We start from the raw sequence: 21,868 nt of genomic DNA on the forward strand, positions 1-21,868 counted from the left end.
AGGAACGCACGATGACCGAAGGTACGAACCTCCTTGAGCCGCAACCGGCAGAGTTTGGCACCGCCCGGACGCCGCAATTCTTCATCGCGGCCACGGCTCCCCTTCAGGAGCGGCGGCCTCGCACGCAGAAATATGGCGACACATTCTCCATGTTCGACCACAATGGAGATGCGCTTTCAGGCCCTGGAAGTTCCGAGGGCCTCTACCATCGCGATATGCGCCATCTTTCACATTTCTACATGACGATCTGCGGAGAGCGGCCGTTGCTTCTCAGCTCCATGCTCCGAGACGACAACGCGCTGCTCGTGTTCGATCTTGCCAATCCAAACCTTTATGAGAACGGCCAGCTCGTACTTCAGCACGACCTGATCCACATCCGCCGTACACGATTCTTGTGGGATGCCACCTGCTTTGAACGCATCTCGTTGCGGAATTTTGACGAGGTTTCCCGGAGAGTCACCATCGAGCTTGCTTTCGCCGCCGATTTTGCCGATCTTTTCGAGGTGCGTGGCGCGCGTCGCCCCAGACGCGGGACCATGCATGTGCCAAAGGTAGAGGGGAACCGCGTCACACTATCCTATACGGGCCTTGATGATGTCGTGCGGCGGACGGTGCTCCGCTTCGACCCGGCGCCTGTCAAGCTCGACGGCTCCCACGCCACCTGGAAAGTGGACGTCAAGCCGGGCCAATCATGCCAGATCTTCATCGACGTGACCTGCAGCGGGGATGCGCCCGAGTTTGAACCTCATCGCCAATTCTTTTCGAGCTTGGCGGAAGCCCGCCGCGCAATGCGCAGCCTTTCCGGCGGGGCTGCCTCGGTGACGACATCGAACGACGTGTTCAATGAAATTGTCCGCCGTTCGGTGGCCGATCTCTACATGCTTGTCACCAGGACGCAGGAGGGCCCCTTTCCGTATGCCGGGATACCCTGGTTCAGTACCGCATTCGGCCGTGACGCTCTTATCACAGCGATGCAGACGCTGTGGCTAGACCCGGCTATCGCATGCGGCGTTCTCAAACATCTGGCAGCCAATCAGGCCAAAGAAGAAGACCCCGTGGCGGACGCCGAACCAGGCAAGATCCTGCACGAGCTTCGTTATGGCGAAATGGCCGAGCTCGGCGAAGTACCATTCCGCCGCTACTATGGCAGTGTCGACTCCACGCCGCTGTTCGTCATGCTGGCAGGGGCTTACCTGGAACGCACTGGAGATCTGGAAACGATCAAAGGGCTTTGGCCGAATATCGAGGCTGCCCTTTCCTGGATCTCAGAACATGGCGACCGTGACGGTGACGGTTTCGTGGAATACGGCCGGCGCACGATGGTCGGGCTTGCCAATCAGGGCTGGAAGGACAGCTACGATGCCATCTTCCATGCCGATGGCAGGCTTGCCATCGGGCCGATTGCCTTGTGCGAGGTCCAGGCCTATGTCTACGGCGCGCTGAAGGCGGCCGCGTTCATGGCGAGCGTCATGGAAATGCGGGAGCGCTTCTTGGTGCTCGAAATGGCGGCCGAAGAACTGCGCGAAAACTTCGACAGCACGTTCTTTGACAAAGAACTCGGCACATATGTTCTGGCTCTCGATGGTGAAAAGAAGCCATGCCGTGTTCGCGCGTCGAACGCGGGCCATACCCTGTTCACCGGCATCGCCTTTCCCGAGCGCGCCCCTTCCGTCGTCGCCACGCTCATGAACAGCAACTCCTTTTCGGGCTGGGGCATCCGCACCGTCGCAACCACGGAAAAGCGCTACAATCCCATGAGCTACCATAATGGTTCCGTTTGGCCGCACGACAACGCGCTGATCGCCGCCGGGTTTGCTCGCTATGGCTTTCGCGGTGAGGCCGCCCGGGTGTTCGAGGGAGTCGCCATGTCCTCCACCTATATTGACCTGCGCAGGCTGCCAGAGCTCTTTTGCGGTTTCCCACGCCAGCGCAGCCGCGGCCCCACCTTCTACCCCGTCGCGTGCTCGCCCCAGGCGTGGGCGGCGGTGGCGCCACTCTCGCTTCTCCAATCATGTCTCGGCATGACTTTCGATTGCACCGAGGGAGCTCTGTTATTCCACCAACCGATGCTGCCTGAATTCCTTGACGAGGTGATGTTGCGGAACATCACCCTGCCGCAGGGCAAGGTGGACGTGCTCCTGCGCCGCATAGACACGGAGGTTGTGGTCCAGGTTCTTCAGCGGGTCGGGAACATCCGCGTCACCATGACCCATTAAGAATGCGTGAAAATCCGCGGCTGGCATGGCGACTGGGCGCTCATTGCCGCTTTTCGGGTTTGTGATGTGGAGATTTTCCACAGTGCGACAGAATTGCGCGCCTTTCAGGAGAAGTTTGCCTTTAAACCGCCGGCCTGGTCCCCTATGTACACGCCAAGTTCTCGACGGGGTCCCCCTCCTCCCATTTCCCCGGCGAGATGCGGCCAGCCTCACCTCCTCCCGAGTGCTGGCCGATCCTAAAGGCACCCGCCGGTCCTCCTCCCCCGGCGGGTGCTTTTTTTTTGGCTTCCATTATACCATTCCGAGAGCCTGCTTGTAGAGCTCGATCATTGCCTCTTCCTCCTGCCGCTCCGCTTGGTCCTTCTTTCTCAGCCGAACGATAGTGCGCACCGCCTTCGTATCGAAGCCGACTCCCTTCATCTCCGCGTAGACTTCCTTGATGTCTTCGGCGATCGTCTGCTTCTCTTCTTCCAGACGCTCGATACGCTCGATGAAGGCACGGAGCTGCCCTGCTGCAACGGTTTGCGCGGTCTCGTTGGTGATGTCCTCGGCCATGATTTTCTCCGGATGAAGGGAAATGCCCGCGACTCTGCGGGCGGAAGAGCTGGGTTCGATGCCTTAGCTGATACGGTAGGTCAAGGCATTCACCCGCTCATCGGAAAAGAGCGGCTCCCGTGCAATCAAAATTTGGCCGAAGTCTCGCTACCTGATAAGAAAGCGGCGGGCGGTGCCCGATCCGCGCCCAAGCGTTTCTTGTCGATAGCGAGTATGCGAATGCGGTCCAGTTTTCAAATGCGTGACCTTGCCGTTTTGGCTCTGGCCCTTCTGATGTCGGCCGGCGCAAGTACGGCCGCACCCCGCGTGGCATCGCAAGATGCCGCGCGACATTACCCTGCCGGCCAGCAGCCACTTGTTCTCGCGCAGATGGCTGATCCCCGTATTGCTGGCCTGGAGGAGGAGGTACGCAGGCTCAACGGACTGATGGAAGAGCTTAACTTCCAGATCCTGCAGATGCAGGACCAGATCCGACGGATGCAGGAGGATACGGAATTTCGCTTCCAGGAGTTGGAAGGAAACACCAGCCGTGGGAATGGTGCATCAGAACAGCGCTCCGAAAATCAGGTGCCGCCTGCTGGCAGCGGGCAGAGCACGATTGCAAGCGCACAGGATGCCCAGGCAGGTGCGGCCCTGCCTGGAGTTGAAACGGCACAGCGCGGTGAGCCGCCCCGTACTCTTGGCACCATCACTTTCGATGAGCAGGGCAATGTGGTCACGACCGGCACGGGACAGCCAATCGATCTTCTTCAGCAAGGAGCAGTTCCGGGGAGCGACAACTCGACGGTAGCGGCCCTGCCCCCTTCCGACAACCCCCAGGAGATTTACCGCAACTCCTACGAATTCATCCTTTCCGGCGATTACCGGATGGCCGAATCGGGTTTTCGTCAGTATCTGGAGCAGTTTCCCGAAGCTGAAAATGTTGCCGATGCAAATTTCTGGCTAGGGGAAGCCTTGCTCGGCCAGGAGCGCTACCGGGAAGCAGCAGAAGTTTTCCTGCAGGCCAATCGCAGCTATCCCGACGCGCAGAAGGCACCCGACATGCTCCTGAAGCTGGGCGTTTCGCTGGCAGCAATGAATCAGCGGGACGTAGCCTGCGCAACCTATAAGGAAATCGGCCACCGCTATCCGAACACCAGTTCTGTGCTGCAGAATCGCGTCAAACAGGAACAGGCATTGGCCGGTTGCTGAGTAAAGATACCTTACCCAAACCTGACGCCCTCTTCTCTGCCTTCAGCTTCGCCGAGCACGGCACGGTTGTGGCGGCAGTCTCTGGCGGTGGCGACTCACTTGCCCTCCTTTTTCTTCTCCACGATTATTTTCGTAGGCTGCCTCGTGCACCGACGCTGCTTGCAGTGACAGTGGACCATGGGCTGCGTGCGCAATCGGCCGAGGAGGCGCGCATGGTGGCGCGGCTTGCAGACAATCACGGCATTCATCATCGGACCATGCGCTGGGAAGGACGGAAGCCAACCAGCGGCATCTCTGCCGCGGGGCGCGAGGCCCGTTTCGACCTTCTGGCCCGTGCCGCGCGGGAGGCAGGTGCGAGCCTCGTGCTCACCGCTCATACGGCAGACGACCAGGCGGAAACCGTCGCCATGCGGCTTACACGCGGTAAAGGGCGCGGCACGGCGGGCATCGCCCCGGCGAGCCTGCTGGAACCTGGCGGCCAGGATGTCTGGTTCGCACGGCCTTTACTGGGGGTAAGGCGTGAGGCACTTCGCACGTTCCTGAAGGAGCGCGGCATCGAATGGATCGAGGATCCTACCAACCGTGACCGCCGGTTTGAGCGCGCTCGCCTGCGACAAGGGTTGGACGAAAAAACGATACAGGAGCTGCTAGTTAAGGGGCGTGAAGCCGCTCAGGCGCGGGTGGAGGCGGGGTGTCGCGCAGCCGAACGGATCGAGTCAGCCGCGGTGAAGCCTGCACCCGGCCTCATCCGCATTACGCTTTCCAGGCTCGGAACTGACGGGTTCTCCGCCTATGCTCTTCGCATTCTGCTTGCCGTTGCAGGCGGCACTTCCCATCTGCCCGACGAAAAACGCACCGCCGAACTCTTGGCTTGCGCAGGAGCCGGGTACTTCCGTACATCTCTCTCCCGTGCCGTTGCTACGTGCAAAAATGGGAATCTGTACCTTTATCGCGAGCATCGCGGCCTGCCCTCCATCGAGCTCGCGCCAAGCATGCTGTGGGACGGGCGCTACCGTATCTTCACCAAAGGGAGGCTAGAGGGTCGGATCGCGCCTTTCGGCGCCTCGACGGTGAGCAGTGAAGTCATGGTGGAGAAGGATGCGCCAGCCGGTGTTGTTCGCGCCGCTCTTTTTGCCGAGCCAACTCTTTGGCAGGGTGAAAACTGCCTTGGCCCTCCCGGCCTTATAAGCGGCATTGCAAGTCGGCCAGTTGCTGCGCCATGGTCGCGTTTGCTTCCCTCGTTCGATCTTGCTCCAGCGCGGGCGGCCATGACGCTTTTGGGAACGTCGCCCTTGCCACAGCTGCCTTGGAGAGACCACAATGACCGCATTGGATAAACTTATGAAACAGCGCCGGAAGCGTGCTTGGCAAGGCTTGGGTTGCTCCCTATGTTAGGAACAATCAATGCTATGTACGATGCCGGCGTCGGCGCATTTACGGACGTTACATGAATCCAAATTACCGAAACTTTGCGCTCTGGGCGGTCATCGCCGTTCTGCTCATCGCGCTTTTCAACCTGTTCCAGGCACCACAGCAGCATGGCGCAACGCGCGACATCGCCTACTCACAGTTCCTGAGCGAACTTGCTGACGGGCGGGTGGAAAGCGTCACTATTACGGGCAACCGCATCACCGGCACCTATGTCGATAACAGGACACCGTTCCAGACCTATTCCCCTGGCGATCCGAATCTTGTCGAGCGGCTTGAACAACGCAATGTGACCATCAACGCCCGGCCGGAGACGGATGGCTCCAGTTCCATATTCGGCATCCTCCTCGGCTGGCTGCCCATGATCCTGATCCTTGCCGTGTGGATATTCTTCATGCGGCAGATGCAATCCGGATCCGGCCGCGCAATGGGTTTCGGCAAGTCCAAAGCCAAATTGCTGACCGAGGCGCATGGCCGCGTCACATTCCAGGACGTCGCAGGCGTGGACGAAGCCAAGCAGGATCTGGAGGAGATTGTCGAGTTTTTGCGCGATCCGCAGAAATTCCAGCGGCTCGGAGGGAAAATCCCGCGGGGCGTGCTCCTTGTTGGGCCCCCGGGAACGGGCAAGACGCTGCTGGCGCGTTCGGTCGCCGGTGAGGCAAACGTTCCCTTCTTCACCATTTCCGGTTCCGACTTTGTTGAAATGTTTGTGGGTGTCGGCGCCTCCCGCGTTCGCGACATGTTCGAACAAGCCAAGAAGAACGCGCCTTGTATCATCTTCATCGATGAGATCGATGCTGTAGGCCGGCATCGCGGCGCCGGGCTTGGCGGCGGCAATGACGAGCGTGAGCAGACGCTGAACCAGCTTCTGGTCGAAATGGACGGGTTCGAGGCCAATGAAGGAATCATCCTTATTGCCGCCACCAACCGACCGGACGTGCTTGACCCGGCGCTTCTGCGCCCGGGTCGCTTCGACCGTCAGGTGGTCGTTCCAAATCCCGATGTCGCCGGACGCGAAAAGATCCTCAGGGTGCACGTGCGCAATGTGCCCCTGGCTCCCAATGTTGACCTCAAGATCATCGCACGGGGAACACCGGGGTTCTCGGGGGCAGACCTCGCCAATCTTGTCAACGAGGCAGCGCTCATGGCGGCGCGGCGTAACAAGCGCCTTGTTACCATGCAGGAGTTCGAGGACGCCAAGGACAAGGTGATGATGGGCGCCGAGCGGCGCTCGCACGCCATGACCCAGGAGGAAAAAGAGCTGACGGCCTATCACGAGGCAGGTCATGCAGTCGTGGCGCTCAACGTGCCTGTGGCAGACCCGGTGCATAAGGCTACCATTATCCCGCGCGGACGGGCGCTTGGCATGGTCATGCAACTGCCCGAGGGTGACCGCTATTCCATGAGCTATAAATGGATGATCTCGCGACTTGCCATCACCATGGGCGGGCGCGTGGCAGAAGAGCTCAAATTCGGCAAAGAGAACATCACGTCAGGCGCAGCCTCCGATATCGAACAGGCAACAAAGCTCGCCCGCGCGATGGTCACCCAGTGGGGCTTCTCTGACAAGCTTGGTCAGGTTGCTTATGGTGAAAACCAGGAAGAGGTCTTCCTGGGCCATTCTGTCACACGACAGCAGAACATGTCGGAAGAGACACAACAGAAGATCGACGACGAGGTGCGGCGCCTGATTGACGAAGCCTATGACACGGCGCGGGAAATCCTGACGACCAAGAGGGATGACTGGATAGCGGTTGCGGAGGGCCTGCTCGAATACGAGACGCTGTCGGGCGACGAGATCAAGGCGATCATCCGCGGCGAGAAGCCTTCCCGAGACCTGGGCGATGATACGCCTCCTTCGCGCGGCTCCGCCGTTCCAAGGGCAGGCGGCGCGCGCAAGGAAGGCAGGAAGGGTGGAGAGCCCGATGCCGGCATGGAGCCACAACCACAGGGATAGGACGAAACCAAGAAGAATTATTAGAGCCGGTTGCCGCCTGACGCGGGTAACCGGCTTTATTTTGAGGGCGATGCGAGGTTTGCGGAAGAGCTTTTCACTTTCCGCATTGTCGAGGGGGGCACAATGGGGTGACTGTCGATCCTTGTTCTTGTCTCATCGGCAACAATTTGCCTTGAATCTGTCGTCTTTTCCTTCCAAAGAGATAATCAGCAGCGGCGCCTCACCTGTTTTAACCGCAATTAACAATCGCCTTTATAGATACGGCGTTTAGCATCCGTCGCACAAATAGTGATGCGGGTTACGCTAGTTTGTGGCAGGATAAGGGGCAGTTCTTTGCACAAAATCTCTTTGCAGAAGACCAAGTCAACACAAAGAAGAGCCATGTCGAACCAATATTTCGGGACCGACGGGATTCGGGGCCGTGCCAATTCCTTTCCGATGACAGCAGAAGTGGCCATGCGGGTAGGCATGGCCGTGGGGCTCACCTTCCAGAACGGTAATCATCGCCACCGCGTAGTGCTCGGAAAGGACACGCGCCTGTCCGGTTATATGCTGGAAAACGCGATGGTGGCCGGCTTCTGTGCGGCAGGAATGGATGTATTCCTTCTTGGTCCCATACCCACACCAGCGGTTGCCATGCTGGTGCGCTCGCTAAGGGCGGATATCGGCGTCATGATCTCTGCCTCGCACAATCCGTTCGAGGACAACGGCATCAAGCTGTTCGGTCCGGACGGATACAAGCTGTCCGACGAACTTGAGAAGCAGATCGAGGCCAAGCTTGACAGGGATGTCGAACTGGCCCTGGCTGATTCCAGCATGCTCGGCCGCGCCAAGCGCATCGATGGCGTGCACGACCGGTATGTGGAATTTGCCAAGCGTACCCTGCCGCGGGACATGTCGCTCTCGGGCCTGCGTATCGTGATCGACTGCGCAAATGGTGCCGCTTACAAGGTGGCTCCCGCCGCTTTGTGGGAACTGGGGGCGGAAGTCATATCCATAAATGTGGAGCCGAGCGGCTTCAACATTAATCAGGAATGCGGTTCCACTCATCCGGCAGGTCTGGTCAAGAAGGTGCATGAAGTACGCGCCGATATCGGCATTGCCCTCGACGGTGATGCAGATCGGGTTGTTATGGTCGATGAGAACGGCAACATCATCGATGGCGACCAGATCATGGCGCTGATCGCGAGCTTCTGGCATGACAACGACCGCCTCACAGGCAATGGCGTGGCCGCTACCGTCATGTCGAACCTCGGGCTGGAGCGCTTCCTGCGCGACCGGAACCTGGAGCTCCACCGTACCCGGGTGGGTGACCGCTATGTAGTGGAACACATGCGTTTGCATGGTCTCAATGTCGGCGGCGAGCAGTCCGGCCATGTCATCCTGTCGGATTTCTCTACCTCGGGTGACGGTCTTGTCACGGCGCTCCAGGTGCTCGCTTGCATCAAGCGGCAGAACAAGCCGGCAAGCGAGGTGTGTCGGATGTTCGAACCCGTTCCGCAGGTCTTGAAAAATGTCAGGATAACCGGAAATGCCCCGCTTGAAAGGGATGCGGTCAAGGCAGCCATCGCAGACGCCCATATCAAGCTGGGCGATCATGGAAGACTGGTCATTCGCCCTTCGGGTACGGAGCCACTCATCCGCGTTATGGCGGAAGGAGACAATCCGGAGCTTGTGCGGAAGGTGGTCGACGAAATTATCGGCGCCATTTCGGGGGTACGGGACGCCGCCTGACGCCAATGGCCGGCCCTGCGGCGGCGGGGGCGCAATAGCGCCCGCTTCGCAAACCGGCCGAATGTGTATCCGGGAATGGACCTGTTTCGTTCAAAGAAGAGTGCGGGCCAAGGGTCAGGCCAGCTTCCAATTGCGACGCACAACGCTGCTACCAAGCGAGCTTTTGCGGAGTTTTGCCCTCCGAAGCCCCCTTACTTCCGGCGCTGCCGAGCAGCCAATGTCCTCAGCCGCAGCGCGTTAAGGCGGATGAAACCTGCGGCGTCCTTCTGGTCATAGGCACCCTGATCGTCCTCGAAGGTGACGAGCGTGTCTGAGTAAAGCGATTTGTCCGAGCGTCGTCCGGTGACGATCACGTTGCCCTTGTAGAGCTTCAGACGGACCTCGCCTTCCACATCCTCCTGGCTCTTGTCGATCGCCGCCTGCAGCATCTCGCGTTCAGGCGAGAACCAGAAGCCATTATAGATCAATTCGGCATAGCGCGGCATCAACTCGTCCTTCAAATGCGCCGCGCCACGGTCGAGGGTGATCGATTCAATCGCACGATGCGCAGCCAGAAGGATCGTGCCACCCGGCGTCTCGTATACGCCGCGCGACTTCATCCCGACGAAGCGGTTCTCAACTAGATCAATGCGCCCTATACCGTTGTCGCGGCCAAGTTCGTTGAGTGCCGCCAGCAGGGTCGCGGGCGACATCTTGGTGCCGTTCACCGAGACGGCATCGCCCTTCTGAAAACCAATGATGATTTCAGTCGGCTGATCCGGAGCGTCGAGAGGCGACACGGTGCGCTGATGCACATACTCGGGCGGCTCAACCCAGGGGTCTTCCAGCACCTTCCCTTCCGAGGACGAATGCAGAAGGTTGGCATCTACCGAAAAGGGGGCCTCGCCCTGCTTGTCCTTCGGCACAGGGATCTGATGTTCCTGCGCAAAATTCAGAAGGTCAGTCCGCGACTTGAACTCCCAATCGCGCCAGGGGGCAATTACCTTAATGTCAGGATTCAGCGCATAAGCCGCCAGCTCAAATCGGACCTGATCGTTGCCCTTGCCTGTGGCACCATGGGCGATGGCATCGGCACCCGTTTCGGCGGCGATCTCCACCAACCGCTTGGCGATCAGCGGGCGGGCGATCGAGGTTCCGAGCAGATAAAGGCCTTCATAGAGCGCGTTGGCGCGGAACATCGGGAAGACGAAGTCGCGTACGAATTCCTCGCGCAGGTCCTCGATGTAAATTTCACGGATGCCGAGCATCTCGGCTTTCTTGCGCGCTGGCTCCAGTTCGTCGCCCTGACCGAGATCAGCGGTGAAAGTAACGACCTCCGCGCCCAGCTCCGTCTGCAGCCATTTGAGAATGATGGAAGTGTCGAGCCCGCCCGAATAGGCCAGGACGACCTTCCTAACGTCTTTGTGTATCGCCATTGTCTCATCCAACGATTTTTGCTGCAGCGCTGGTTCCACGCGCACCCGGTGTCGACCGTGCGGAACTAATATCAGGAAATGCCGCCCGGACAAGGCGGCTCGGTATACGCCGCCTTTCGCAGCACCAATCGAACAGTGCTTTGCCGCCTACTGGCAGTTCTGTATCGAATTCAGCGCGGCAGTGAGGCCCAAAAGAGAGAAGGTATAGTTGGTGTCATTACCCCGCCCGGACTTGGCGGCGACCTTCATATCAGAGCCTGCGCGCATGGCCGCGATGAGCTGCGGCTCCTCGGCGGCATTCTCCATCCAGGCCGACTTGCCTTGAGTAAACATGCTGAACGACCTGCCGCCCACGGTCACAGTCACCTTCGAGCCTTCCTGAAAATTGTAGGCCGCGATGAACTGCGGTTCGTAAGCCACATTCTGCCCCGGCTTCTGGCTGACAAAGAAGAAGATGTCGCCATGATCGAGACTGGATGGCATCTTTTGCTTCGGCACGCTCATCACATAGCAAACCTTACCGTTGCCGGACTGATAGCTATAGGTGCCCCAATCACGGTGCTGCCCGACCGCGGTTGCCTGAGCAAAAGCCGGTCCGGCGGCGGAGATCGCCACAAGCAGCGAAAGCGATAAGAGAAAACGACGCATTGTCCTGACCGTGTCTTTGTCTGCCATGTACCCTGAAGCTCTTAGAAGCGAGCTCTAATTGCTTCATTTTTATTTAATTTGGGTTACCAAAGAATGGACGCCGCCCGAAAAAACACCCGGCCGCACCGCCAGCCACATCGTGCCAAAAGGCTAACGGAACCCACAACGGACAGCAAATAACCCCGCAGTGACAGTTGAATCGAATGAAGAAGGCAAGAATTTGACCCGGAGGCACGCCTTCAGCCCCTATCTGGTGTCATCCTCCAGCGCGCGCCTTGCGGCCAAACGGTGCGCGGGCGTTATGTGGCTGCGCACCGCGCCGATGGCCGCAGCCAGAACGGCCACATCATCGGTGAAGCCCAATACGGCCAGAAAGTCGGGGATAGTGTCGAACGGCATCACGAAATAGAAGAGCGCCGCAAGGAGGATGCCGCGCACGCGCGCCGGTGTATTACGGTCGAGCGCGCAAAAATACGCCGCCACCAATTCCTCCATGAACGGCACCTGCCGGACAGCTTTTCTGGCCGTGCGCCAGAACCGGCGACGAACACTTTCTTCGCGTCGGCTTTCCTCATCCGGCCCTGCGGGCGCCAGTATCTCGCCGATCTTTACATCATCCATAACGATCTGCTCCATGGCGAATGATGTGGGAAGGAATGAGCCACGGTGCAATATGATGCCGATCCTTTCCTATCAAAGCTCGGTATAAAGGTAGAACCAATTGTTGTGCGATCTGAATAAGGCAAAACGGAATCAAAGCTCAGGTGGCCTCAGCCTGGCGTCTGCGCCGCGAACGCGTTCATCTTCCGGGCCAGCTTGAAATCGAGTTCCGTCAGCCCGCCTGCATCGTGCGTCGTAAGAGTCACATCAACGGTCTTGTAAATGTTCGACCAATCAGGATGGTGACCGATCTTTTCCGCGGCAAGTGCAGTGCGCGTCATGAAGCCAAACGCCTCGTTAAAACCAGCAAATTCGAACCGGCGCCGGATGGCGGTGCCGCCGGGCGCCAGTGTCCATCCTTCAAGCTCTTCGAGAGCCTTCTCCGTCTCTATCCTATCCAGCCTTTGCCTTGCCATAAGCCGACTCCATGTTATTCGAGAACATGAAGGATAGCGCTGACGCCATGACCGTACAGTCCCAAACCGCCATTCTCTTTGTCTGTCTTGGCAATATCTGCCGGTCGCCGCTTGCCGAAGGCATCTTCCGGGCAGTGATTGCCGAACGCGGATTGAGCCACGCCTTCAGGATCGAATCAGCCGCCCTTGGAGACTGGCACGTCGGCGATCCTCCGGATGCCCGATCAGTCGCGGTAGCGCGCCGGAACGGCATCGATATTTCCGGGCAGCGGGCGCGACGGATTACAGTGGAAGATTTCCTCCGCTTTGATCTCATCTTCGGGATGGACAGGACGAACGTCACCAGGCTGCGCCAGCTTGCGCCGCGAAATTCCCGTGACCGCATCCACCTCTTTCTCGAATACGCGCTGGCTTCGGCAGAAGAAATAGCCGATCCCTATTATGGCAGCGAGGAAGATTTCATTGCTGTCTATGGCAGGATCCGCGAGGGCAGCGAGGCGATGGCCGAGAAGCTCGCGGTGCGCGCGGGCTCCGCCCGTTCCAGGGGCCAGGCTTCCTCCACAACATAGGGCCCGCCGCCGACTGAGTCGCGCGAGGACATCAGGACGAATCTGCTGACGGTGAAGGGCGCGGCCGAAAAATTGCCCCGTGCCGAAAGATATGCCGCCACGTCTCGCGGGCTGACATTCTTCAACCGCGCAAGAGTTACGTGAGGGGTGAACTTGCGCGGGTCCGCAGGAAGCCCTATGCGCTGGCATATGCGCTCGATTTCGCCCTGCAGGGCCTGAAGATCCGGCGAGGGGGCCGCGCCAGCCCATATGGAATGGGGCTTCTTCTGTCCGAAAGCGCCGACACCTGACAGGGTGAGCGAGAAGGCCGGCCGCTGCACCCGGTCGAGCGCGTGAGCGATCTCGTCGGCCACATGGCCTTCGACATCACCGATAAAGCGCAGTGTGAGATGATAATTCTCCACATCGACCCAGCGGGCCCCAGGCAAGCCGCCACGCAGGAGCGAGAGCGAGAGGGCCGCATCGCGCGGGATTTCGAGGGCGATAAATAGTCGCGGCATGGCAACCTCCTCGATTCGCAATGGTACCAGCGAATCATCCGTTGATTGGTGGAGCAAGCAGTTTCTCGCCTCCTCCCTTCACATGTTCGGCTTCTCCCCCGCGACAAGGGGCTCAAGGGCGGGCAGCACGTTTTCGACCATCTTCTCCACGCCCTTCGCATTGGGGTGAATCCTGTCCTCAAGCTGCATGGATGCATCCTCCACCACACCATCCAGGAAGAATGGGACCAGAGGAAGATCGTGCTTCTGAGCCAATCGCGGATAGATCGCGTTAAAAGCCTCCTGATAGTCAGTGCCGAGATTTGGAGCGGCGTACATGCCAATGAGCAAGATTTGAACGTCCCGTTCCTTAAGTCGCTGGATCATCTCCTCCAGGTTCTTTTCCACGGTTTGCGGAGGAAGGCCGCGCAACATGTCGTTTCCACCGAGTTCCAGAATCACGAGATCCGTGTCATCAGGCACAGACCAGTCGAGCCGCGCTAAGCCGCCGCTGGTGGTGTCGCCGGAGACGCCGGCATTAGCCACCGACACGTTATAGCCGCGGTCTCGCAGCGCCTGCTCCAGCCTTTCCGTGAAGCCCTCTCCCGGCGCCAGCTGGTAGCCCGCCATGAGGCTGTTGCCGAAACCAACAATACGAAGTGGCTCGGCAGACCCGGGCGCGGCAGAGAGCAGCAAAAGCGCCACTGCAACCGGCATTGACATTTTTGTGAGCGGCAAAAGAAAACCGGAAAGCTTGTGGAAAGATTTGAATGCCATGAAACTCAACCCATATCTGCCCCGACCCGCCTTGGTATCTTCATATATAGGAAGCTTCGACCGTGACTGAACCTGTCATTGACCTGAAGGATGTTTCCTTGCGTCTCGGTCAGGGCGCTTCCTCCGTCCACGTGCTGAAGGGGGTGAGCTTGCGAGTGGAACATGGCCAATCCACGGCAATCATCGGCCCATCTGGTTCCGGCAAATCGACGCTTCTTATGGTTATTGCGGGGCTGGAAAGAGTGGACAGCGGCGCAGTAAGCATTGCTGGACAACGGATCGACCGGCTCTCCGAAGATGTTGTGGCAGCCTTTCGCGGCCGCACGATCGGCATTGTTTTCCAGTCCTTCCATCTTATCCCCAATATGACGGCGCTGGAGAACGTGGCGGTTCCGCTGGAACTTGCCGGGCACGAGGACCCTTTTTCCGTAGCCAAGCAGGAGTTGATGGCTGTTGGGCTGAAAGACAGGCTCAGCCACTATCCGGGTGAACTTTCAGGAGGCGAGCAGCAGCGGGTCGCCATTGCCAGGGCCCTTGCCCCTGCTCCGGCTATCATGATTGCCGACGAGCCAACTGGAAATCTCGACCAGGCAACCGGGCGGCAGATCGCGGACCTTCTCTTTTCCACCGCGCACGCGCGCGGCACGACCCTTGTTCTTGTAACGCACGACTCCGCGCTTGCTGCCCGCTGCGACCGGCAGGTCTCCATGCGCTCCGGCCGCATCGAGGAGGCGGTGCCCGCACACGCAGAGGCGGGATGAGGTCCATGTTCCGCAGCAATGCAACAGCCATCGGCGAAAAGACGCGGGCCGTTTCCCGGGCCGGAGCAGGTGCCGGTATGAATGGGGCAGATCTTGCCCTAGCCATGCGCTTCGCGTTACGCGAGATGCGCGGCGGCCTCTCCGGCTTTTTCGTGTTTCTGGCTTGCATCGCCCTTGGTGTAGCTGCGATCGCCGGGGTGAACTCCGTTGCCCGCGCCATCAATGGCGCCGTGGCAGCACAGGGCCAGGAGCTGCTTGGGGCGGATATCCGCTTTGAGATCGACCAGCGCCGTGCTAGCGAGGCCGAGTTTGCATGGCTGGAAAATCTTGGGACGCTCGCACTTAGCGCTAATATGCGCTCCATGGCTCGCCTGCCGGATGGCTCCGATCAGGCGTTGGTGGAACTCAAGGCGGTAGACGACGAATACCCGCTCTACGGCACATTGGTGACGGAACCAGAACTTTCGCATGACGATCTGTTCGGCTTGCGCGACGGTGCCTATGGCATGGTCGCGCCGCCACTGCTGTTCGACAGGCTGGATATTGCTCTGGGCGACCGGGTCATGCTCGGCACGCAACCATTCGAGCTTCGCGCCGAACTAGTAACCGAGCCCGACATGGTTTCGGAGAGCTTCGGATTTGCTCCCCGCATGATGATCTCGCTCGAAGCTCTCGAGGCGGCCGGGCTCGTGCAGCCAGGCAGCATGGTCGAGCACGTCTACAAGCTCCGCCTTTGGGAAGGAACGAATGACGATGAACTGCAAGCGCTGCGCGAAGAAGCCGGCGAGCGCTTCCCAGAGGCAGGCTGGAGCATCCGCACTCGACTCAACGCGGCCCCGGCGCTTTCCTCCAGCATTGAGCGCTTTTCGCAGTTCCTCACGCTTGTGGGACTGACGGCCCTTGTGGTGGGAGGCGTTGGCGTTGCCAATGCGGTGCGCGCCTATGTCGACAGCAAGCGTTACGTGATCGCCACCTTCAAAAGTCTCGGGGCGTCCGGCCGCTTCGTTGTCTCCATCTATCTCATCCAGATCCTGCTCATTGCCTTTATGGGAATTGCCGGGGGGCTGGTTCTGGGCGCGCTCATGCCCTTTGGCGCCAGCGCCGTACTTTCTTCTATACTGCCTGTGCCGAGTCAGACCGGCATCTATCCTTCGGCGCTCGGACTAGCGGCGCTCTTTGGCATTCTGACCACCCTCGCCTTTGCCATCCTACCACTCGGCCGGGCACGCGACGTTCCCGCCACATCCCTGTTCCGCGAGATGGGCATTGACGGCAAGGGCTGGCCCCAGCCCGTCTATCTCGCCGCAGCGGCGATCATTGTGGCACTCCTGGTCCTGCTTGCAGTTATCCATGCCGAGGACCGGCGTATCGCCGCAACCTTCGTTGCTGCCGCCGTGGCCGCGTTTCTGGTGCTTCGCGGTGTGGGCCGTGCGGTGCAGGCCATCGCGCGGCGGGCTCCGCGGTGTGGGCCGTGCGGTGCAGGCCATCGCGCGGCGGGCTCCGCGCGTGCGCTCCACAGCGCTTCGACTTGCTATCGGGAACATCCACCGCCCGGGAGCGCTAACCCCCTCTGTGGTACTCTCACTTGGCCTTGGCCTTACCCTGCTTGCGACGCTGGCGCTTATTGACGGGAACTTGCGCCATCAGATATCGGGCAACCTGCCGGAGGTGGCACCGAACTTCTTCTTCCTCGATATTCAGGCGCATGAAGTGGAAGACTTCGTAAGCCTAATTGAGGCGGAGACCGCCGGAGGCGAACTGCAGCGCGTGCCCATGCTGCGCGGCCGGATCACCCATCTGAACGGTGTCGATGTGCGCGAGATCGAGGTACCGCCAGAGGGCGCTTGGGTGCTGCGCGGGGATCGCGGCATCACCTATTCCGACACGCGGCCGGAAAACGCTTCTCTGACTGAAGGCGAGTGGTGGCCGGAAGGGTATAAGGGTGACCCGCTCGTCTCCTTTACCGCGCAGGAAGCGCATGAACTCGGCCTCACTCTCGGCGACACCATCACAGTTAACGTGCTCGGACGCTCCCTAACGGCGCGGATTGCAAGCCTGCGGCAGGTGGAGTGGGAAACGCTCGCCATGAACTTCGTCATGGTTTTCTCGCCGAATAGCTTCGCCGGCGCACCCCATGCCTGGCTGGCGACGTTTACCGACAAAGACGCCACGCCTGCCGATGAATCGCGCATTCTGAACGCGGTAACGCGCGCCTTTCCCACCGTGACCACGGTTGGGGTAAAGGATGCTCTTGAGATAGTGAACGAGCTTGTTGCGCAACTTGCCATTGCGATACGTGCGGCGGCAGCCATTGCGCTGATAGCTTCCGTTCTGGTGCTGTCTGGCGCCCTTGCCGCAGGGAACCGTGCGCGCATTCACGATGCCGTTGTCCTGAAAACACTCGGGGCAACCCGGCGCATGCTGGTTCGTGCATTTGTCTTCGAATATCTCTTGATCGGCCTTGCAACCGCGGTCTTCGCCCTTGCGGCCGGCGCAGCGGCTGGCTGGTATGTTGTGGCGCGGATCATGAACATGCCATGGACCTTCCTGCCGGAAGTGGCCTTCTCAACGGTGGTTCTCGCGCTTCTTCTCACGGTTGGCTTTGGGCTGATCGGCACCTGGCGCGTGCTGGGGCACAAGGCAGCGCCCGTCCTGCGCAACCTATAGCGGAGCGAAAACATCGTCCCAGATCGTAGCCGCCGTTACCGCGCATGATCACGAGGTTGCGCATATCTGCCACGGTTCGCGCTTCATTTTTCGCGCTATTCGTACTTGCCCTTGAGACAAACAGACATCATATTTGATCCACGCACGCTGGATTCCCGCCAGCGGCGGGCGGTTGCTGAAAAGGGGCCGACACCCGACGGGAAAGTGCGAGAAAAAGAGGAAATTTATGGCTGACCTTCGCAACTATCAGGCTCGCGTGGCGACTGGCGCTCGCGCGGACGCGGCCATCGACGAGGGCCTGCGCGCCTATATGATCCGAGTTTACAACCTCATGGCTCTAGGCCTTGCCATCACCGGCCTAGTTGGATGGGGCGCATTCAACTTCGCGGTTGCCGATGGACAACTGACGGCCTTCGGCCAGCTCATTTATGCAAGCGCCTTCCGCTGGGTGGTGATACTTGCCCCGTTGGCGCTGGTGTTCTTCATGAGCTTCCGGATACACACCCTGAGCGTATCGGCGGCCCAGACCACCTTCTGGATATATGCCGGGCTCATGGGGCTATCCCTGTCAACGATCTTTCTCATCTACACCGGCCAGAGCATCGTCCGCACCTTCTTCATCACCGCCGCCTCTTTTGGCGCGCTGTCGCTTTGGGGCTATACGACCCAGCGTGATCTTTCCGGCATGGGCTCCTTCTTGTTCATGGGACTCGTCGGCTTGATCATCGCTTCGATCGTCAACATCTTCCTGGGTTCAACCGCTCTGCAGTTCGCCATCTCGGTTATTGGAGTGCTCGTCTTCGCCGGCCTTACCGCCTACGATACGCAGCAGATCAAGGAGATGTATTACGAGGGCGATAGCCAGCTTGTGGCTGGTCGAAAGGCCATTATGGGCGCGCTCAGGCTGTATCTCGACTTCATCAACCTGTTCATGTTCCTGCTGCAGTTCCTCGGCAATCGCGAATAACTGCCGGACCTATTCGGAAAAAAACAAAGGGCGGTCTTAGACCGCCCTTTGTTTTTCATTCTGATGAAATCAGTTTTTTGATTCGGCTCAGAATGCCAGGATGAGGGTGGCTCCGACAGCCATCAACACGGCCACAGCCACCAGAGCCATGAAGGTGCGCGGCTTATCGAAAAAAATTGCGTAGCCGGAAAGCCACGCCGCCGTGGCTGCGCCAAGGGAGAAGAAAAACGCATCACGCTCGCCGAACGCGAGCGCTGCGGCCATCAGTCCGCCAATAACGACCGCGCCGAATATCGTGCTGATGGCAACTGCAAATGCATCGTAATTTTCTTCCATTTCCCATCCTTCCTGGGGAACAATCGTCGGCGGCAGCTTACCTGCTTCATGAAGGAAACGGCAATGCCGCAATGACCTGCAAGCTTCGGTAAGCCGAGTGCGTTGTAGATGCGCCGCAGTTGCATCCGTTTGCTCATACAGGCACTTGCCTTTTCCTCCGTCGTTCGATAATCCCGCCAGTGGGCTACCCCTCCCCACCGAGGGGCGAGCTATCTGGAAGGATAGAAACATTATGAGCATAAATGCCAAACCGGACATCCGTCCGGCCAATCCCAATTTTTCTTCAGGACCCTGCACCAAACGCCCCGGATGGACGCCGGAAGCGCTGAACGACGCCGCCCTGGGCCGGTCGCACCGGGCGAAAATCGGCAAGGAAAAGCTTGCTCTTGCCATCGAACTTACCCGCGAGGTCCTTCAGGTCCCCGACGACTACCGGATCGGCATCGTCCCGGCTTCCGACACAGGCGCCGTTGAGATGGCGTTGTGGTCGCTGCTCGGCGCACGCGGCGTCGACGTTGTTGCGTGGGAGTCTTTCGGCGCCGGCTGGGTGACCGATATCGTCAAGCAGCTCAAACTTGCAGATGTGCGCCGTTTCGAGGCCGATTACGGCAAGCTGCCCGATCTTTCGCAGGTCGATTTCGACCGGGACGTGGTATTCACCTGGAACGGCACCACCTCCGGCGTGCGTGTGCCGAATGCCGATTTCATACCAGCCGGCCGGAAAGGCCTCACCATTTGTGACGCCACATCGGCGGCATTTGCCCAGCGGCTCGACTTCGCCAAGCTCGATGTGACCACCTTCTCCTGGCAGAAAGTGCTTGGAGGCGAGGCCGCGCATGGCGTTCTAATCCTATCGCCGCGCGCTGTGGAACGGCTGGAAAGCTACACGCCAGCATGGCCCTTGCCCAAAATCTTCCGGATGACGAAGGGCGGCAAGCTCATCGAGGGCATTTTCAGGGGCGAAACCATCAACACGCCATCCATGCTCTGCGTGGAGGACTATCTTGACGCCCTTTCGTGGGCCAAAACAGTCGGCGGGCTGGACGGCCTGATCGCCCGCGCTGATGCCAATTTCTCTGCCATCGACCGCTTCGTGGAGCAAAGCGGATGGCTCGCCCATCTGGCGGAGGAGCCTGCGACACGCTCCAATACCTCGGTTTGCCTTTCCATCGTGGACGAGGCCGTCATGCGGCTCGATGATGAGGCCAAAGCAGCCTTTGCCAAGGGGATTGTCTCCAGGCTCGACAAAGAAGGCGTCGCCTACGACATCGGCCACTACCGGGATGCTCCTCCGGGACTGCGCATCTGGGCTGGCGCAACGGTGGAGACTGCCGACCTGGAAGCCCTCATGCCCTGGCTCGATTGGGCCTTCCACGAGCAGAAGGCCACGCTGCTGAGTGCCTGAGCGCCATGCTTTCGCAGTGCCAGACGGTGCTGCCATTCCCCACTTTTTTGAATGATAAAGGAAGGAGCCCTTAAATGGCACCTCGCGTACTTGTTTCCGACAAGCTTTCACCCACCGCCGTCGATATCTTCCGCCAGCACGGCATAGCAGTGGATTACGAGCCGGATCTCGGAAAGGATAAGGAGAAGCTGCTTTCCGTCATCGACCGGTACGATGGTCTTGCCATCAGGTCGGCTACCAAGGTGACAGAGAAGCTGATCAGCGCCGCCACCAATCTGAAGGTAGTCGGACGGGCAGGTATCGGCGTCGACAATGTCGATATTCCCGCCGCCTCGCGTCGCGGCATCATCGTGATGAACACGCCTTTCGGCAACTCCATCACCACGGCGGAGCACGCGATCGCCATGCTTTTCGCCGTGGCCCGGCAGATTCCGGAGGCCAATGCCTCCACCCATGCCGGCAAATGGGAGAAGAACCGCTTCATGGGCGTCGAGATCACTGGCAAGACGCTGGGTGTCATCGGCTGCGGCAATATCGGTTCGGTCGTCGCCATGCGAGCCATTGGCCTGAAGATGCACGTCATCGCCTTTGATCCCTTCCTTTCGGAAGACAGGGCAGAAGAACTGGGCGTCGAGAAAGTGGAGCTTGACGATCTCTTCACGCGCGCAGATTTCATCACCCTCCACACGCCCCTGACCGACAGGACGCGCGGCATCATCAATGCCGAAAGCATTGCCAAGATGAAGGACGGCGTGCGCATTATCAACTGCGCGCGCGGCGGACTCATCGTCGAGACCGATCTGGTGGAGGCTCTGAAGAACGGCAAGGTTGCCGGCGCAGGTATTGACGTCTTCGAGCAGGAGCCGGCCACGGAGAACCCACTATTCAACCTGCCCAATGTGGTTTGCACACCTCATCTGGGCGCGTCCACCACCGAGGCTCAGGAAAACGTCGCGTTACAGATTGCGGAACAGATGTCGGACTACCTCATCAAGGGCGCAGTCACCAACGCCATCAATATGCCTTCGATCTCTGCCGAGGAGGCGCCGCGGCTGAAGCCTTTCATCAAACTGGCCGAGGTACTGGGGGCATTTGTTGGCCAAGTCACCGATGAAGCCATAGAGGAGGTGGAGATCCTTTTCGACGGCTCCACCGCAGGCATGAACACGCGCGCGCTAATCAGCGCCGCGCTGGCAGGGCTCATCCGCCCGCAGGTAGCTGACGTCAACATGGTTTCGGCTCCCATCATGGTCAAAGAGCGGGGCATCATCGTCTCGGAGGTGAAGCGCGACAAATCGGGCGCCTTCGACGGCTATATCAAGCTGACGGTGAAGACGACGGCCAAGACGCGCACGATTGCCGGAACCGTCTTTTCCGATGGCAAGCCGCGCTTCATCCAGATCAAGGGCATCAATCTTGACGCTGAAGTGGGCGAGCACATGGTCTACACGACCAATTACGACACGCCGGGCATCATCGGCCTTTTAGGCACGGTCTGTGCCAAGCATGGGGTCAACATCGCGAATTTTCAGCTTGGGCGCAACCGACCGGGGGGCGACGCCATAGCCCTGCTCTATCTTGACGCGCCCTTCCCCAAGAACGTGCTCGATGAGCTTTTGACGACCGGTTCCATCCTCTCCGCCAGGCCGCTCCATTTCGACGTAGGAGCGTGAGCAGCAAAAATGCC

At 59.6% G+C, this 21,868-nt stretch carries 18 protein-coding genes and 1 pseudogene; 11 read left to right on the forward strand and 8 right to left on the reverse strand.

The genetic code is table 11. The features are described from left to right. Window positions 1-11 precede the first annotated feature (11 nt). A complete protein-coding gene (locus HUS57_RS10805) occupies window positions 12-2,216 on the forward strand; it encodes an amylo-alpha-1,6-glucosidase (RefSeq protein ID WP_173933564.1) in 2,205 nt (734 codons plus the stop codon). 291 nt (window positions 2,217-2,507) lie between these two features. Here the strand turns inward: HUS57_RS10805 and HUS57_RS10810 are convergent, their stop codons facing one another. After that, entirely contained in the window at window positions 2,508-2,771 is a 264-nt protein-coding gene (locus HUS57_RS10810; protein WP_173933566.1) for a DUF2312 domain-containing protein, read from the reverse strand. A 219-nt stretch (window positions 2,772-2,990) separates the two neighbouring features. On the opposite strand from HUS57_RS10810, the gene ybgF reads away from it, so the two are divergent. The 4 genes from ybgF to glmM all read left to right on the forward strand — a co-directional run bounded on the left by ybgF (window position 2,991) and on the right by glmM (window position 9,081). Beyond that, the gene (gene ybgF / locus HUS57_RS10815; RefSeq protein WP_173933568.1) at window positions 2,991-3,962 is read left to right on the forward strand and encodes a tol-pal system protein YbgF; all 972 of its coding nucleotides are present in this window, start codon (window positions 2,991-2,993) and stop codon (window positions 3,960-3,962) included. Beyond that, window positions 3,956-5,299 carry a tRNA lysidine(34) synthetase TilS gene (gene tilS / locus HUS57_RS10820; protein WP_246727842.1) on the forward strand — a complete coding sequence of 448 codons (1,344 nt, stop codon included), beginning with the start codon at window positions 3,956-3,958 and terminating at the stop codon, window positions 5,297-5,299. Before ybgF ends, tilS begins: the two co-directional genes overlap by 7 nt. A 110-nt stretch (window positions 5,300-5,409) precedes the next feature. After that, complete coding sequence (ftsH, locus tag HUS57_RS10825; RefSeq protein ID WP_173933570.1) at window positions 5,410-7,347, forward strand: ATP-dependent zinc metalloprotease FtsH; 1,938 nt, start codon at window positions 5,410-5,412, stop codon at window positions 7,345-7,347. A gap of 381 nt (window positions 7,348-7,728) precedes the next feature. Then, on the forward strand, window positions 7,729-9,081 hold the full coding sequence (gene glmM / locus HUS57_RS10830) for a phosphoglucosamine mutase (RefSeq protein ID WP_173933573.1): 1,353 nt from the start codon (window positions 7,729-7,731) through the stop codon (window positions 9,079-9,081). A gap of 191 nt (window positions 9,082-9,272) precedes the next feature. On the opposite strand, the gene HUS57_RS10835 is transcribed toward glmM, so the two are convergent. The 4 genes from HUS57_RS10835 to HUS57_RS10850 form a co-directional block, all read right to left on the reverse strand. Further along, window positions 9,273-10,496, reverse strand: a complete 1,224-nt coding sequence (locus tag HUS57_RS10835) for an argininosuccinate synthase (RefSeq protein ID WP_173933575.1) — start codon at window positions 10,494-10,496, stop codon at window positions 9,273-9,275. 147 nt (window positions 10,497-10,643) lie between these two features. Next, window positions 10,644-11,144 carry an invasion associated locus B family protein gene (locus HUS57_RS10840; protein ID WP_173933785.1) on the reverse strand — a complete coding sequence of 167 codons (501 nt, stop codon included), beginning with the start codon at window positions 11,142-11,144 and terminating at the stop codon, window positions 10,644-10,646. Between the two features lie 246 nt (window positions 11,145-11,390). Next, a complete protein-coding gene (locus HUS57_RS10845; protein WP_173933577.1) occupies window positions 11,391-11,765 on the reverse strand; it encodes a YkvA family protein in 375 nt (124 codons plus the stop codon). Window positions 11,766-11,914: 149 nt separating this feature from the next. Next, window positions 11,915-12,220 carry a 4a-hydroxytetrahydrobiopterin dehydratase gene (locus HUS57_RS10850; protein WP_173933579.1) on the reverse strand — a complete coding sequence of 102 codons (306 nt, stop codon included), beginning with the start codon at window positions 12,218-12,220 and terminating at the stop codon, window positions 11,915-11,917. A gap of 47 nt (window positions 12,221-12,267) precedes the next feature. Between HUS57_RS10850 and HUS57_RS10855 the strand changes: the two genes are divergently transcribed. Next, window positions 12,268-12,789 (forward strand): low molecular weight protein-tyrosine-phosphatase, encoded by a 522-nt coding sequence (locus HUS57_RS10855; RefSeq protein ID WP_173933581.1) that lies wholly within the window; start codon window positions 12,268-12,270, stop codon window positions 12,787-12,789. Here HUS57_RS10855 and thpR read toward each other — a convergent pair. Then, window positions 12,690-13,289, reverse strand: coding sequence for an RNA 2',3'-cyclic phosphodiesterase (gene thpR, locus HUS57_RS10860; protein WP_173933583.1), 600 nt, complete (start codon window positions 13,287-13,289; stop codon window positions 12,690-12,692). The two genes, HUS57_RS10855 and thpR, sit on opposite strands and share 100 nt — an antisense overlap. 78 nt (window positions 13,290-13,367) lie before the next feature. Further along, window positions 13,368-14,045, reverse strand: a complete 678-nt coding sequence (locus HUS57_RS10865; RefSeq protein ID WP_173933585.1) for an arylesterase — start codon at window positions 14,043-14,045, stop codon at window positions 13,368-13,370. A 62-nt stretch (window positions 14,046-14,107) separates the two neighbouring features. On the opposite strand from HUS57_RS10865, the gene HUS57_RS10870 reads away from it, so the two are divergent. The 3 genes and pseudogenes from HUS57_RS10870 (at window position 14,108) to HUS57_RS10880 (ending at window position 18,440) form a co-directional block, all read left to right on the forward strand. Then, complete coding sequence (locus HUS57_RS10870) at window positions 14,108-14,806, forward strand: ABC transporter ATP-binding protein (RefSeq protein WP_173933587.1); 699 nt, start codon at window positions 14,108-14,110, stop codon at window positions 14,804-14,806. Window positions 14,807-14,883: 77 nt separating this feature from the next. Beyond that, window positions 14,884-17,473 (forward strand): annotated as a pseudogene (locus tag HUS57_RS10875) (ABC transporter permease). 226 nt (window positions 17,474-17,699) lie between these two features. Continuing rightward, complete coding sequence (locus HUS57_RS10880; RefSeq protein ID WP_173933589.1) at window positions 17,700-18,440, forward strand: Bax inhibitor-1/YccA family protein; 741 nt, start codon at window positions 17,700-17,702, stop codon at window positions 18,438-18,440. Window positions 18,441-18,527: 87 nt separating this feature from the next. Here HUS57_RS10880 and HUS57_RS10885 read toward each other — a convergent pair whose 3' ends face one another. Next, window positions 18,528-18,776 carry a hypothetical protein gene (locus HUS57_RS10885; protein WP_173933591.1) on the reverse strand — a complete coding sequence of 83 codons (249 nt, stop codon included), beginning with the start codon at window positions 18,774-18,776 and terminating at the stop codon, window positions 18,528-18,530. A 232-nt stretch (window positions 18,777-19,008) separates the two neighbouring features. Here HUS57_RS10885 and HUS57_RS10890 point away from each other — a divergent pair, with 232 nt between their 5' ends. After that, window positions 19,009-20,181: a phosphoserine transaminase gene (locus HUS57_RS10890; RefSeq protein WP_173933593.1), complete on the forward strand. Its 1,173-nt coding sequence runs from the start codon at window positions 19,009-19,011 to the stop codon at window positions 20,179-20,181. Window positions 20,182-20,255: 74 nt separating this feature from the next. After that, entirely contained in the window at window positions 20,256-21,854 is a 1,599-nt protein-coding gene (gene serA, locus HUS57_RS10895; protein ID WP_173933595.1) for a phosphoglycerate dehydrogenase, read from the forward strand. Window positions 21,855-21,868 lie beyond the last annotated feature (14 nt).

The organism is Chelativorans sp. Marseille-P2723 (assembly GCF_902809845.1).
In the GTDB taxonomy this organism is placed as follows: domain Bacteria; phylum Pseudomonadota; class Alphaproteobacteria; order Rhizobiales; family Rhizobiaceae; genus Chelativorans.

Coding starts and splice junctions, on each gene's coding strand:
- HUS57_RS10805 (WP_173933564.1), top strand. CDS start 12: ATGACCGAAGGTACGAACCTCCTTGAGCCGCAACCGGCAGAGTTTGGC.
- HUS57_RS10810 (WP_173933566.1), bottom strand. CDS start 2,771: ATGGCCGAGGACATCACCAACGAGACCGCGCAAACCGTTGCAGCAGGG.
- ybgF (WP_173933568.1), top strand. CDS start 2,991: ATGCGGTCCAGTTTTCAAATGCGTGACCTTGCCGTTTTGGCTCTGGCC.
- ftsH (WP_173933570.1), top strand. CDS start 5,410: ATGAATCCAAATTACCGAAACTTTGCGCTCTGGGCGGTCATCGCCGTT.
- glmM (WP_173933573.1), top strand. CDS start 7,729: ATGTCGAACCAATATTTCGGGACCGACGGGATTCGGGGCCGTGCCAAT.
- HUS57_RS10835 (WP_173933575.1), bottom strand. CDS start 10,496: ATGGCGATACACAAAGACGTTAGGAAGGTCGTCCTGGCCTATTCGGGC.
- HUS57_RS10840 (WP_173933785.1), bottom strand. CDS start 11,144: ATGCGTCGTTTTCTCTTATCGCTTTCGCTGCTTGTGGCGATCTCCGCC.
- HUS57_RS10845 (WP_173933577.1), bottom strand. CDS start 11,765: ATGGATGATGTAAAGATCGGCGAGATACTGGCGCCCGCAGGGCCGGAT.
- HUS57_RS10850 (WP_173933579.1), bottom strand. CDS start 12,220: ATGGCAAGGCAAAGGCTGGATAGGATAGAGACGGAGAAGGCTCTCGAA.
- HUS57_RS10855 (WP_173933581.1), top strand. CDS start 12,268: ATGACCGTACAGTCCCAAACCGCCATTCTCTTTGTCTGTCTTGGCAAT.
- thpR (WP_173933583.1), bottom strand. CDS start 13,289: ATGCCGCGACTATTTATCGCCCTCGAAATCCCGCGCGATGCGGCCCTC.
- HUS57_RS10865 (WP_173933585.1), bottom strand. CDS start 14,045: ATGGCATTCAAATCTTTCCACAAGCTTTCCGGTTTTCTTTTGCCGCTC.
- HUS57_RS10880 (WP_173933589.1), top strand. CDS start 17,700: ATGGCTGACCTTCGCAACTATCAGGCTCGCGTGGCGACTGGCGCTCGC.
- HUS57_RS10885 (WP_173933591.1), bottom strand. CDS start 18,776: ATGGAAGAAAATTACGATGCATTTGCAGTTGCCATCAGCACGATATTC.
- HUS57_RS10890 (WP_173933593.1), top strand. CDS start 19,009: ATGAGCATAAATGCCAAACCGGACATCCGTCCGGCCAATCCCAATTTT.
- serA (WP_173933595.1), top strand. CDS start 20,256: ATGGCACCTCGCGTACTTGTTTCCGACAAGCTTTCACCCACCGCCGTC.